Origin of the sequence: Thermodesulfobacterium sp. (assembly GCF_030445475.1) — a bacterium.
Taxonomy (GTDB): domain Bacteria; phylum Desulfobacterota; class Thermodesulfobacteria; order Thermodesulfobacteriales; family Thermodesulfobacteriaceae; genus Thermodesulfobacterium; species Thermodesulfobacterium commune.
Window position 1 is genome coordinate 33040 of the sequence record NZ_JASUTP010000010.1, and the last position, 13893, is coordinate 46932.

The window sequence follows — 13893 nt, forward strand, 5'->3', positions numbered from 1 at the left end:
GCCGAAAAATAAGAGGATTTTATGAAGAAAATACTCGGTCTTTTTTTGCTTTTCTTTTTTTGGCTGTTAAGCTCTCAAAACAATGTTTTTGCTAAAGAAGTATTATCTCTAAAAGAGCTTATTGTTATAGGGCTAAAAAACAACCCTCAGATACAGGTTGCGATAAAAAGTAAGGAAGGTTCTGTTTTTTATAAAGACTATGTTAGGGCAGGCTTTTTCCCGTTTTTATATTTAAAGTACGAGTTTGACAGAAAAGATCCAGGTAAGGGGCTGCCTAATCAGGAGGTGCATTCTTTTGGTCCTTATTTAAACTGGAACGTTTTTTCAAGCTTTTCTACCTGGTACTCCTATCAAGAGGCCTTAAAATTGATATCAGCTCAGGATTTTATGGTAAAAAAAACCATGTTAGACGTGTCTTTAAACATTATCCAGGCTTATTTAGAATACTTTAAACAAAAGGCCTTGTATGAAGCTGCGTTGGTTGACCTGGAAGACGCTAAAACCCTTTTAAGGTTAGCCAAAAAGAAATACGAGGTTGGTCTTTCTCCTTATGCAGATGTGCTTGATGCTGAAGCCAAGGTTAAACAGGCAGAGTTTAACGTGACTAACTATAAGTATACCGCAGACATAGCCAAAGCTAAGGTTCTTACCTTAATAAACTATGATGTCCTTAAGGTAGAAGAAATAGAATTTTTACCTTTGGACGAAAAAAACATAGAGATAAAAGATTTAAATTTTTATCTTAAAACCGCTCTCGAAAAAAGGCCAGAGGTTAAAGCCAAAGAAAATGAGGTTTTAGCTCAAGAAGATCGGGTCAAAAGCATAAAAGGAAAGTTTGGCCCTACCGTAGACCTGTTTAGTAGTTATTATCAGGTAGACGATAAATTTTTTCCTGATAAACAAAACGAATTTACGGCAGGTTTTCGGATAACCCTACCTATTTTTACAGGTTTCCAACGAATAGCAGAATTAAATAAAGAAAAAACAGGGTTAGAGCAAAAAAAATTAGAAAAGTTAAATACCGAACTTCAGATAAAACAGGAAGTTTTTACCAGTTATAAAAACTATCAAACAGCTAAAGAAAACTTTGAAAGCGCCCTTGCCTGGTTAAAAAGTATGGAAGAAGACTATCGGATAGTTCAAAAGAAATACGAAACCGGATTAGCAAGCATCGTAGATGTAACCACCCTTTTAGCCCGGCTTTCAGAAGCAAGGTCGAAGGTAGCAGTGTCTAAGTATAACTTGATATATTCCTTCTACGAACTTTATAGAATGACTGGTGTTATTCCGGAGTTAGATTTATGAAAAAATGGGTGTTTTTATGGTTGATCGTTTGTTTGTTTTTTTTGGGGTGTCAGAAAAAATCAGAAAAAAAGGCTAACCTTTTACCTTCTTCTTCTACCAAGGTAGAAAGGGGAACAATTTATTTAGAGGTAACAGCTACCGGAGCGGTAAAACCTCAGGTCGGAGCTCAAGTAAAAGTAGGCTCAAGGATTTCAGGAAGGGTAGAAAAACTTTTTGTTACCACAGGAGATAAGGTTAAAGCAGGTCAACTTATAGCCATCATAGAACATCAAGACCTTCAGGAAGAGGTTAACAGAGCTTTTAACGAATATAAAGAAGCCTTAGCCAATTTAGAAAAGATAAAACAGGTTTATCCTCATCAGATCTCAGCACAAACTAAAAAAGTTAAATCATCTATGGCAGAACTCCTTCAAATAGAAAGAGAACTTCAAAGAAACAAGATGCTTTTCCAGGAAGGTCTTATTTCAAAAAATGATCTCGAACGGTTAGAAAGAGATTATGAGGTAAAAAAATCTACTTTAGAATATGAAAAAGCTAATCTTGAGGCTTTAAAATCTGAGTATGAAAAGCAGTTATCCATCGCCAGAGCCAGTGTAGAGGCTGCTAAAAATGTTTGGAATGCAGCTAAGATTAAACTTAATTATGCCTTTATTTACTCCCCTATTTCTGGGGTGGTTTCAGAGGTTACAACCCAACAAGGAGAAACTGTGGTAGCAGGGTTAAACGCCCCTACTTTTATTACGGTGGTTGACCTCTCAAGACTTCAAGTAGAATGTTATGTAGATGAAACAGACATAGGAAAAATTTCAGTAGGTCAAGAGGCTACTTTTACCGTAGACAGCTATCCCAACAAGGTCTTTAGGGCTAAAGTAAAAAAGATATACCCTGGTGCTATCATCAAAAATAACGTGGTTTTTTATGATGTGGTGCTTGAAATTTTAGACCCCTATGAAAATCTACTGCGTCCTGAGATGACAGCCCAGGTTAACATCATAGCCGGGAAAAAAGAAAACGTACTTCTGGTGCCTTCCAAAGCAGTAAAGATAGACCCCCAAGGAAATTATTTTGTGATGGTAAAAAAAGGGGATAAATGGGAAAAAAGATTAATTAAAATAGGCTGGGAATCCAAAGGAAAAATCGAAGTAGTAGAAGGGCTGAAAGAAGGTGAGGAAGTAGGTTTGTGGGAGACAAAATAGTAATCCTGGAAGATATTCAAAAAACCTATCAAATTGGGAAGGTTTCCTATCAAGTTCTAAAAGGAATAGACTTAGAGGTAGAACAAGGAGAATTTTTAGTAATCATGGGAACTTCTGGGAGTGGGAAAACGACCCTTTTAAACATCATAGGTCTTCTTGATAAACCTACCTCAGGCAGGTATTTTTTAGAAGGAGAAGAGGTGAGTAAGTTTGACAGTAAAAAATTGGCTTATATAAGGAATAGGAAACTGGGGTTTATCTTTCAGGCCTTTCATTTAGTCCCATGGGCAACCGCTTTAGAAAACGTGTTGTTACCTTTACTTTATAGACCGGAAGGATTTTCTAAAGATGATGAAAAAAGAGCTATTTCTTTGCTTGAAAGATTGGGGTTAGGAGAAAGAATTCATGCTAAACCTAAAGAACTTTCAGGAGGACAACAACAAAGAGTGGCAATAGCCCGAGCCTTGATCACCAATCCTAAACTGCTTTTGGCAGATGAACCTACAGGCAATCTTGACAGTGCAAGCAGTAAAGAAGTGATGAACATATTTAAAGAATTAAACGCCGAAGGACTTACTATTATAATGGTTACTCACGACCCAGAAATTGCCAAAAACGGAAAAAGAATAAAAATCATAGCAGACGGAATTTTTGTAGATGAAAAACAGGTTTAAACAGGCCTTTTTAAAGGATACATTAAAAGAACTTCTTTCAAACAAGATAAACCTGGTTTTTATGCTTTTAGCTTTGATCATAAGTTTAACGGCTTTAAACACCATCTATTCCCTAGGAGCCTCTGCGAAAAAACAGGTCTTAGATGTATTAGCTAACCTTCAGTTTGGTAAAGATGCCATGCTGGTTATTGCTGGAGGAGGAAAAATCATAGGGGTTACTACCACAAGAACAGATACCATGAAAATGAAGGATGTAGAAAACATAGAAAGACTTGAGTTTGTCAAGCTTGTCTCTCCTTGGGTAAGAGGTATTCTTGAGGTTTCCTATGAAGGTTTTTCTGAAAAAATGAGGATAGAAGGGGTGACTCCGTCTTATAGTTTAGCTAACAACTGGTATACCAAAGAAGGAAGGTTCTTTAGTGAACAAGATTTAAAGAACATGGCTAAGGTATGCGTTTTGGGAGCAGAAGTACCCCAAAAAATTAAAGCTAAACAGGTTATAGGTAAAAAAATAAAAATTGGTGGGGAATATTTTGAGGTTATAGGAATCTTAGAACCAAAGCCTTCGTTTGGACATTTTAGACATGATGAAAGGATTTTAATCCCTTTAACCACAGCGATGAGAAGGGTGTTTAACAAGGACTATTTGGATGCGATGAAAATTCTTTTTAAAGAAAACACAGACATAGAGCTGGCTAAAGAAACTATCCGTGGCATACTAAGACAAAACCATAACCTTTATGGTATTCAGCCTGATGATTTTAGACTTATCACCCCAGATATGGCCATAGAAAGATTTACAGCAACCACTAGGATACTTACCGTGTTTTTATTAGCTATTTCAGTAATCAGTTTGGTGATAAGTGGGGTGATCATCATGAACTTGATGTATGCTAACATAGAAGAGCGTGCCCCGGTAATAGCGTTAAGATTAGCCTTAGGGGCAACCCCTTCTAACATAATTCAACATTATCTTACCATGGCCTTAATAGTAGCTTTAATAAGTGGTTTTATCGGATGGTGGTTAAGTTTAGGGCTGATGCAACTTATCTCCTTTTTTAGCCCTTTAAAACCTCTTTTTTCCTGGGCTACCTTTTTTATAAGCCTTGGTTTTTCTATGTTGACCACCATCATTTTTAGCCTTATCCCAGCTTATAAAGCCACCCAAATAGAACCTTCTATCTTATTAAAAAGCCTATGATGTTAAAATACAAACTACTTTGGGGTGGATTGTTTTATAAGAAGTTAAGGCTTGTTTTGTCTATTATCGGTATCATCATCGGGGTCTCTTCTTTGCTTTTGATGAACGCCTTTGGAGAGGCAGCTAAAATCAGGACTTTAAAAGAAATAGAAACCTTTGGGCCAGAGGTTTTGATGGTAGTGGCTGGAAACGTAAGGGTTTCTGCAGGAAGAGCCATTCAAACAGAGATAACTACCACCCTTAAACCTGAAGATGCAGAGGCTTTACGAAAGATAGGTGGTATCCGCTTTATTTCTCCCTATTTTACCGGAGATGCTATCGTAAGATATGCGGGAAACACGGTAAGTACCGTTTTAAACGGGGTTAACGAAGAATATCTAAGACTAAGAAAGTTTTCTTTAGAAGAAGGTAGAAACTTTCTGAAAGACGAGATTTTAAGCTATAAAAAAGTGGTAATCTTGGGAAATAAGGTCAAAGCACAACTTTTTGGAAAAGAAAATCCTGTAGGACAGACCATTCTTATAAACAAACTCCCTTTTAAGGTTATCGGGGTTTTAAGTCCTATAGGGATAGATGCTAGCAATGCAGACCAGGATGATCAGGTACTTATACCTTATACCATAGCTATTTCTGCGATTTACAACGTTGATTACATAAGAGGTATTTTTATCTCAGTAGAAGACCTTTCAAACCTTTCCTTTATCGAAAAACAAATCGATTCCATCCTGTCTAAAAGGCATAAGGTTACTGAAAAAAACAAAGATTTTACCATAGTTAAGGCTGAAGATATTCTTCAAGCTAAAACCCAAACAACCAATCTTTTTTCTTCTCTAGTAAAAAGTATTTCCGTTCTTTGTTTAGTGGTTGGTGCTTTAGGAGTAACAGCCATCATGACCCTTGCGGTTAATGAACGTAAAAAAGAAATAGGAATAAGAAAGGCTTTAGGTGCTAAAGAACAAGACATTTTGTTACAGTTTTTGATAGAAAGTGTAATCGTTACCCTATTAGGAGGTATTATAGGGATAGTTTTAGGAGTGGTTTTAACCCTTATCCTGTTGCCTCTTTTTAACTATCCTTTGATATTTCCTGTTATTCCTATCCTTACCTCTACAGGGTTAACGATAATTTTTGGGATTTTTGCAGGGGTTTATCCATCTTATAAAGCCTCTAAGGTGGATCCTATAGTACTCTTAAGATCCTTTTAGACTTCTTGTAAAAACCTCTTTAAGGCGTTATAATAACACCCATGAAAGTGTTAAAAACCACCCGGTTAGAATTTTTAAAAGACCTAAATTCTGCCCAGCTTGAGGCAGTACAAACAATTTTTGGTCCCCTTTTGGTAATAGCTGGGGCAGGTTCAGGAAAAACTAAAACTCTTACCTCAAGGATGGCCTATTTAGTAGCACAAGGAGTTCCTCCAGAAAAAATATTGCTATTAACCTTTACAAAAAGAGCTTCGAAAGAGATGATTCAAAGAGCTGGACTTCTTTTAAAAATAGACTGTGATAAGATCATGGGAGGAACTTTTCATTCTATAGCTCAATACATGCTTAGGTTTTACGGCTATCTTCTGGGTTATCCTTCTAACTTTACCATTATTGATAGAGGAGATTCTGAAGATTTGATAAATCTTTTGCGGAATAGCTTAGGACTTGCTGAGGCCAAAAAAAGGTTTCCTAAAAAAGAGACGTTAGCAAACATTTACAGTAAAATGATAAACCAACAAAAAACCTTAGAAGAACTTTTAAAAAACCATTATCCCCAGTTTTTAGATTTTTATTACGAGATAGAAAGGCTTTTGATAGAATATCAAAATTACAAAAAAGAACATCATCTAATGGATTACGATGACCTTTTAGTAAACTGGCTTACCATACTTAAAAACTTTCCTCAAGTAAGAGAGGAAGTAGGGAAACGTTTTGAGTTTATCATGGTAGATGAATACCAAGACACCAATACTCTTCAAGGGGAGATCATCAGATATATGGGAGAAAGGCATCAAAACGTAATGGTAGTGGGGGATGATTCTCAAAGTATTTATGGATTTAGAGGAGCTAATTATAGAAATATTTTTGATTTTCCTAAACTTTTCCCTAACACTAGAATCATTAAACTGGAACAAAACTACCGAAGCACACAACCTATCTTAGACTTAGCCAACCATATCATCGCTAAATCTAAACTAAAGTATACGAAAAATTTATTTACCCTAAGAAAAAACGGGGAAAAACCTATTTTATTCTTTGCCGAAGATGAGGCAGATTCAAGCAGGTTTATCGCAGAAAAAGTTTTAGAACTAAGAGAAAAAGGGATAAAACTTTCACAGATGGCGGTGCTTTTTAGGTCTGCTTCTCATTCTTTTGATTTAGAGATGGAACTTGCTAAAAGAGGAATACCTTTTATAAAATACGGAGGGTTAAAACTTTTAGAAGCAGCTCATATAAAAGATTTCATTTCTATCTTAAGAATAATGGTTAATCCTAAAGACTTTTTGTCCTGGAACAGGGTGCTTTTACTGCTTGAGGGTATTGGACCAAGAACAGCAGAAAAGATATTGGAAGCTATCAAACAAACCTCTAACGACCTATTCTTTTCTTTAGAACGACTCCCTTATAAATTTTCTTTTTTAGAGTTCAAAAATCTAATCTCTCTCCTAACCGGAGTTAATAGTTTTAAAGATAAACCTTCTCAGTGTTTACTAAAAGTTTGGGAGTTTTATCAGCCTGTGTTTCAAAGATTATATTATGAAGATTATCACCGAAGAGAAAGAGATATAGAAGCCCTTATAGACCTTTCCGAAAAATACACTACTTTAGAAGAATTTCTTACAGACTTAATGTTAGAACCTATAGAGATAACAGAAAAAGATCCTGATAGCCTTACCGACCATTTAATCCTTTCTACCGTACATTCCGCCAAAGGATTAGAATGGCATACTGTTTTTATTATCTCACTTATAGAAGGTAGGTTTCCTTCGGTTTACAGTTTAGAAAACGAAGAAGAATTAGAGGAAGAAAGAAGACTTTTTTATGTAGCGGTAACCAGAGCAAGAGAAAATCTATTTCTTATATCTCCTTTAACGACCTACGTAAGAGGAGAAGGGAAAACCTTAGCACGAATCTCTCAGTTTGTGAAAGATTTACCTCCCAATTTGGTAAGAATTTATTCCAGAAAAGAGGAACCAAAAAAGGGTACTAACGAATCAGATAACGGTAAAAAAATAGGTGAAATCAGCTTTACAGAAAATTTCATTCGTTTTAGGGTAGGAGATATGGTAAAACATCCCCACTTTGGTTTAGGAGAGGTAATGGAGGTCCTTAGTGAAGAAAAGGTTAGGGTAAATTTTACGCAAAAAGGTCCTACCCTTCTCAATCTAAAATATACAAAGTTAGAAAAAGTTATAAACTAAGGACTTATGCTTGAACGGGTTGAACTTTCCAAAAAAATTACTTTAAGTGTACTACAAAGAAACATTTCTTTAGGATCTTTAGAATACCTTCCCACACATATTAAACAAAATCTTGATTTTCATTTAAAAAAGGCTATTCTTCTTTATTCTCAACACAAAGTAGAGTATCTTACCATAAAACCTATAACAGGTAACAGCCTCGAAATACAAGTCTTTGATAGTTCAAAGTTTGAGATAGGAAAAATAATACTGATAATCCTCCAAGAAGGGCAAATAAGATATATTTTCCAATGTCTTGTCAAAAAAATAGAAAACAATCGGTTAGAGGTCGAAATTTTACCTCCAAGATATGACGAAAGGATAAAAATATCCGGGAACATTCCAGTTTTTATGTCTATAATGCAAAAAAATATAGGTAATCAATTTTTGCAATCAGATTATTACCTGATAAGAGAAAGTAACTTTGATATTAAATTTTTTGAGGAAACACAAGAAATCTACTTTTATGACCTGGTTATAGATAATCAAAATAACGTTGACCCTGTATTTAAAAATTATATTTCTAAAAATAACTTGATGGGAGTTTTGGTAGACATAAGTAGTGGAGGGGCTTGTGTTAAGGTCCCCAGTTTATTATTATCCTTTTCTGAAGAAGATTTAAACCAACTTTTTATGTTTTATTTAAAATTTGAAATACCTTCAAAAGAAAAAAAAATCAAGTTTGGATTGCTTTCTTCTCTTAGAAATCTTAGATACGAACAAAATTCAACCTATTTCCATTTTATGTTTCTACTTTCTTTTAAAAACGAAATTTGGAAAAAGATAAAATCTTTACTAACTTTTTCCACCTTCGTTTAAACTTTCTAAAACTTCAACCGCAAGGTCTATCGGGTTTTTACCTTGAAGTTTAAAACTAATTTTTGTCCCTTTTTTATCCTGTTTGGTATAAAAAGAAAGTCCTTTTTTATTAAGGACTCTAAATCGAGGTAATATTTCCTTCTTTTTTATCAGAAAAATGAGTTCGTTTCCTCTTAACTCTACTAACGGTATCTTTAAATCTTTCATGTATATTTTTAAAAGATAGATTTTAACTAAATTTTTTACAGGTTCAGGCATCTCTCCGTATTTATCTCTTAAAAGCTCTATAAACTCTAACAAATCCTCTTTGGTTTTATTTACCACCAACTCTCTGTATAAACTCAATCTTTCTTCAGTCTCAGGAACATACTCCTTAGGAATAAAGGCAGGCACCTTTAGGTTAACCTCTGGCTCCCAGTCTTCTATATCTTCCCCTTTTAAAGCTTTTATGGTATTTTCAAGGAGCTCTAAATATAGTTCATATCCTACCGTATTGATATGTCCTGCTTGTTTTATTCCCAAAAGCTCCCCTGCCCCTCTAATCTTCAAATCACTCAAAGCTAATTTAAAACCTGCGCCTAAATCAGTAAACTTCATCAAAGCTTTAAGTCTTTTTTGTGCGTCTTCGGAAAGATTCTTTAACGATGGTACAAGCAAATAAGCATAGGCTGTTTCTTGAGAACGTCCAACTCTGCCTCTTAACTGATAAATGTCAGCCACCCCTAACATGTCAGCCCGGTTAATGATGATAGTATTAGCCGAAGGTATGTCTATTCCACTTCCTATAATAGGGGTACAAACCAACATATCTATCTCTTTATTTAAAAATTTATAAAGGTTTTTCTCTATAAGTTCTGACGGCATCTGTCCATGAATGATTTCTACTTTGACTCCTGGACATAATTTTTTAACGTAGTTGGCCAAAGAACTTAGACCATGTATCCTTGGATTTACAAAAAAAATCTGTCCCCCTCTTTCCAGTTCTTTTTCTATCGCATATTTTATCACCTCTGGGTCAAATTTTGCTAGAACGGTTTTAATAGGTTTTCTCCCTTCAGGAGGAGATTCGATCACCGAAAGATCAAAAACCCCAAGTAAACTTAACTGCAAACTTCTTGGTATGGGTGTAGCTGAAAGAGAGAGAACTTTTACGTTTTTTTTCAATCGTTTTAATTTTTCTTTTTGTCTTACCCCAAACTTATGCTCTTCATCTATAACTATAAGCCCTAAATCTTTAAACTCTACATCATGGGAAAGTAGTCTATGGGTACCTATAACTACCTTGATTTCACCTTCAGCCAGAGCTTTTAAAGTTTGTTTTTGTTCTTTTTCGCTTCTTAGCCTTGATAAAACCCCAACCTTTATCCCAAAAGGTTCAAGCCTTGGTTTAAAATTACGATAATGTTGCTCTGCTAAAATGGTAGTAGGAACAAGAAAAGCTACCTGTTTTCCTGAATAAGCCACAACAAAAATAGCCCTCAAGGCTACCTCTGTCTTTCCAAAACCCACATCCCCTACCAAAAGCCTCTCCATCGGTTTATCACTACAAAGATCCTGCAAAATCTCTTCTATAGCCATCTTCTGGTCAGAAGTTTCTTCATAAGGAAAGGTGGCCCTAAACTCTTCATAAGCTAAAGCAGGAAAAGGAATAGAATAGCTTTTTAAAGCCTTCCTTTCTGCATAGAGAGATAACAGCTCTTGTACTACTTCGCTAAGCTCTTTTTCTATCTTTTTCCTTTTTATTAGAAAGGCTTTCTTCCCTAAAGCGTCTAACTTAGGAGGTTTTTCGGTTAAACTGACATAAGGATAGAGTTCGTCTAACCTAAATACCGGTAAATAAAGTTTATCTCCTCCCTCATATTCGATCTCTAAAAACTCACCTTCTACACCCTCAACGTTTAATATTTTTAGCCCTAAGTATTTTCCTATACCATAGACCCTATGAACCACTAAGTCTCCTGGTTTTAAATCTTCAAACTTCCTAAAATAACCTTTGGCTCTTTTAAGACCTTGCTTAGAACTTTTTTCTCTAAAATAGCTTCTTCCAAAAAGTTCAACTTCTGAAGTGACCCAAAACTTTTGGTCTTTTAGATAAAACCCTCGTTTTAAATAACCCTGTTTAAACTCTAACCCTTTGGTATCCTCTACCCCTCTTAACTTTAATCCCTCTAAAATGGTTTGAGAGATCTGAGAATCACCTACAACCAACCAAACCCTATCTCCCTCTTCTAAAGAAACCTTTAAAAGGTTAAACCCTGCCTCAATTCTTTCGTTAGGAGCTACTATCCCTATTTCCTTTTGCCCTACCTCAAGGTTTAAAGTCTCTTCATTGACAGAAGAAACCCAAAAAAGTTTGCCAGCCTTGATTAAACTACCTTTTTCCAGGTAATTAAAAAATTCTTGAGTAGTTAAATAAACATCCTCTGGTTCAAAAAAAAATTTCCCCTTTTCCTTAGCTTTAAGGGCATTTATACGAATCTTTTCCCAAAAACTTTCTATCTTATTTTCTATTAACTCCGGTTCATATACCAAAAAACAGGGTGTTTTTTTTAAATAATCAAAAGAAGAAGATGGTTGAGCATAAAAAATAGGCAACAAAAACTCGGGATTTTCGGTAAAACTTTTTTGCTCTATTTGGGTTAGCAACTTAGACAGATAGTCCTCTGGTATCTTTCCTTTCAAACTAAAAATTCTCTGATAAAGTGATTTTAAGTCTTCTGGCAAAAAAACCTCTTTACAAGGAACGATACTTATCTCTTCTAAGTTTAAAAAGCTTTTTTGGTTCTCTGGGTTAAAATGTTTTAACCCTATTATCTGGTCTCCAAAAAACTCAAGTCTTACTGGATATTCATAATTAGGAGACCAGATATCAACTACACCTCCTTTAACCGTAAAGGTTCCTTTTTCCCTAACAACCCCTACCCTTTCGTATCCAAGGTCTAAAAGCCGTAAAAGAAGATCTTCTCTATCTACCTTTTCTCCTAAGATAAGATAGACATACTCTTTTTTAAGCACTTCCTTAGGAACCAATTTTTTTAGAAAACTACAAACATCTCCTGCTATCACTTTATATTGATTTAGGTTCCAGAGAATCCCCAATCTTTCGGTTTCTTCCTGAGAGTAAGACAAGGTGTCTTTAAACGGAAGTAAATCTATCTCCGGGTATAATCCGATCTTTTCTTCAGAAAAAATTTTAAAGGCTTGAAAAAACTCTTCTGCTTGACTAAATTCTGGAAAAATAGCCCAAACAACCTGGTCCTTAGGGAAAGGACCTCTTATAGCCTCAGCTACAAAACAAGCCAAAAAACCAATGTTATCAGAATTTAAAGACAGTTTAAATTGATTTTTATTAAAAATTTTTTCTAAATTTTTAAATAAAAACACTTTAGAGTTCATCTTAGTCTTTAAACATATTAAAGACTGGCTAAAAATTTAATTAAAAAAACCGAAAAATCAAGGTCAATGGTATTATGTTTTCTGACTATCCTTAGATAATATTTCTGGATACTTTGAAAGAAGTTCTTCCTCTGGCAACGGTTTTTCTAACAAAAATCCTTGGACATAATTAAAACCTAATTTTTTAACTATATCAAGCTGTTCCTCTGTTTCAACCCCCTCTGCTAAACTCTCTATCCCTAACCTTCTTGCCAGTAACACAATCACCTCTACCAAATCTCTATCCCTCTTTTTTTCAACCACACCTTGGATAAAACTCCTGTCCACCTTTATCACATCAACAGCCAATTCCCTTAAATAACTTAACGCACAATATCCTGTCCCAAAATCATCTATAAAAACCCTTATCCCCCTTCCCCTTAACCTCTTTATCACATCACTTGCATACCCCACATCCTCTATAAACACTCTTTCTGTTATCTCTAAACTCAAATCCTCACCACTAAACTTATTCAAAAACCTCTCAACAAACCCCCTCCTACTAAACGACCTCCCTGATACATTAACTGAAATCGGAACCCTAAACCTCCTTGCCTTTTCCTCTATCTCCTCAAACATCCACTCCTCAAACTTAGGTAAAAACCGGCTCCTCTCCAAATAGTCTATAAACTCCGAAGGATTATAAATCTTACCATCCACCTTTATTCTAACCAATGCCTCCAACCCTGCCAGCCTCAAATCCTCTGCCCTAAAATATGGCTGATAAAAAAACACAAACCACCTATTTTCTAAAGCCTTCTCTAACAATTGGTCTAAAGAAATAATCTCCTGGGCCTTTAACTCCATATGTGAAGCAAAAAATCTAAACTCACCTGCCCCTCCCCTCTTTGCCTCACTTAGCGCCAATGAAGCCTTCTCCAATAGCTCCCTTACACTTTTTCCGTCTCCTGGATAATAACCAATACCTACGTTAGTAGCAACCACTATCTCCTGCCCATCTACCTCTACCCTTATCTCCTTAACCAAACCAAGCCTATCTATCAACCCCCTTACATCTCCATAATCTTCCTTCCTCAGAAAACATCCAAACTCATCTGCCCCAAGTCGAGCTATCAAATCCTTACTTCCTGGGAAAATACCCTGTAAAACCTTACCAATCTCCTTTAAAACCCTATTTCCTACCTCAAAACTATAAGTCCGGTTGATGTAGGTAAAATTAGATATATCTATAACTACCAAAAATCCCTCAACCACTTCACCTAAAAGCTTGTTAACCCTCCTCTCAAAACCTTCAACATTCAAAAGACCTATCAAAGGATCCTCTAACATAACCTTCTCTAACTTGGCTATCAACTCCCTTTCCTTACTAACATCCCTGCCTAAAAAAATAAACCTTCTTACCCCTCCTCCAATCTCTATGGGATAAATCTTCATCTCCATATATATTTTTTTTATAGAACAAAACAATACATCCTCAAATTTATCTCCTTCTTGAGATACAAACTTCAAAAATACAGGATAAAAATCAGAACCATCCGATAACTTAAAACCAAACATCTCTATAGATTGACCAACAATCTCATTAAAAGACCTACCACATCCCCTCAACACTGTCTCGTTGCAAAAAACTATCTTGCCTTCTTCGTCTAAAATAAATACAGCTGCCGGAGATTTAAGAAGAGCTTGAGAGATGATAACATTGTTTCTAATCTCCTCTATCCTCTTTAACGCAAACTCTATGTCTCCTTTAAGCTCCTCTAAAAGCCCTAAAGTCTCATCGGTAAAAAAATTGGGCTCCTTGGCATAAAGCCCTAACACACAATAAGGATTACCATCTTTATAGATAGGTATCCC

General features: G+C 35.5%; 9 protein-coding genes. 7 read left to right on the forward strand and 2 right to left on the reverse strand.

Features of this window, described 5'->3' with window-relative positions; all coding sequences use genetic code 11:
- Positions 1 to 21: 21 nt before the first annotated feature.
- The 7 genes from PWP26_RS04695 to PWP26_RS04725 are packed head-to-tail and all read left to right on the forward strand — an operon-like array spanning position 22 to position 8643.
- Positions 22 to 1305: a TolC family protein gene (locus PWP26_RS04695; protein ID WP_301399060.1), complete on the forward strand. Its 1284-nt coding sequence runs from the start codon at positions 22 to 24 to the stop codon at positions 1303 to 1305.
- Positions 1302 to 2501 carry an efflux RND transporter periplasmic adaptor subunit gene (locus PWP26_RS04700; protein ID WP_022855828.1) on the forward strand — a complete coding sequence of 400 codons (1200 nt, stop codon included), beginning with the start codon at positions 1302 to 1304 and terminating at the stop codon, positions 2499 to 2501. The genes PWP26_RS04695 and PWP26_RS04700 overlap by 4 nt, the downstream gene beginning before the upstream one ends.
- A complete protein-coding gene (locus PWP26_RS04705; protein ID WP_235181310.1) occupies positions 2486 to 3175 on the forward strand; it encodes an ABC transporter ATP-binding protein in 690 nt (229 codons plus the stop codon). The genes PWP26_RS04700 and PWP26_RS04705 overlap by 16 nt, the downstream gene beginning before the upstream one ends.
- On the forward strand, positions 3159 to 4376 hold the full coding sequence (locus tag PWP26_RS04710) for an ABC transporter permease (RefSeq protein WP_038061839.1): 1218 nt from the start codon (positions 3159 to 3161) through the stop codon (positions 4374 to 4376). Before PWP26_RS04705 ends, PWP26_RS04710 begins: the two co-directional genes overlap by 17 nt.
- A complete protein-coding gene (locus PWP26_RS04715; RefSeq protein WP_287568491.1) occupies positions 4376 to 5581 on the forward strand; it encodes an ABC transporter permease in 1206 nt (401 codons plus the stop codon). Before PWP26_RS04710 ends, PWP26_RS04715 begins: the two co-directional genes overlap by 1 nt.
- A 41-nt stretch (positions 5582 to 5622) precedes the next feature.
- On the forward strand, positions 5623 to 7785 hold the full coding sequence (locus tag PWP26_RS04720) for an ATP-dependent helicase (protein WP_038061833.1): 2163 nt from the start codon (positions 5623 to 5625) through the stop codon (positions 7783 to 7785).
- 6 nt (positions 7786 to 7791) lie between these two features.
- Positions 7792 to 8643, forward strand: coding sequence for a PilZ domain-containing protein (locus tag PWP26_RS04725; RefSeq protein ID WP_038061831.1), 852 nt, complete (start codon positions 7792 to 7794; stop codon positions 8641 to 8643).
- Here the strand turns inward: PWP26_RS04725 and mfd are convergent.
- The gene (gene mfd / locus PWP26_RS04730; RefSeq protein ID WP_301399063.1) at positions 8620 to 12039 is read right to left on the reverse strand and encodes a transcription-repair coupling factor; all 3420 of its coding nucleotides are present in this window, start codon (positions 12037 to 12039) and stop codon (positions 8620 to 8622) included. The two genes, PWP26_RS04725 and mfd, sit on opposite strands and share 24 nt — an antisense overlap.
- 72 nt (positions 12040 to 12111) lie before the next feature.
- A partial coding sequence (locus tag PWP26_RS04735; protein WP_301399065.1) for an EAL domain-containing protein occupies positions 12112 to 13893 on the reverse strand: 1782 nt, incomplete at its 5' end.

Coding starts and splice junctions, on each gene's coding strand:
- PWP26_RS04700 (WP_022855828.1), top strand. CDS start 1,302: ATGAAAAAATGGGTGTTTTTATGGTTGATCGTTTGTTTGTTTTTTTTG.
- PWP26_RS04720 (WP_038061833.1), top strand. CDS start 5,623: ATGAAAGTGTTAAAAACCACCCGGTTAGAATTTTTAAAAGACCTAAAT.
- mfd (WP_301399063.1), bottom strand. CDS start 12,039: ATGAACTCTAAAGTGTTTTTATTTAAAAATTTAGAAAAAATTTTTAAT.
- PWP26_RS04710 (WP_038061839.1), top strand. CDS start 3,159: ATGAAAAACAGGTTTAAACAGGCCTTTTTAAAGGATACATTAAAAGAA.
- PWP26_RS04715 (WP_287568491.1), top strand. CDS start 4,376: ATGTTAAAATACAAACTACTTTGGGGTGGATTGTTTTATAAGAAGTTA.
- PWP26_RS04725 (WP_038061831.1), top strand. CDS start 7,792: ATGCTTGAACGGGTTGAACTTTCCAAAAAAATTACTTTAAGTGTACTA.
- PWP26_RS04695 (WP_301399060.1), top strand. CDS start 22: ATGAAGAAAATACTCGGTCTTTTTTTGCTTTTCTTTTTTTGGCTGTTA.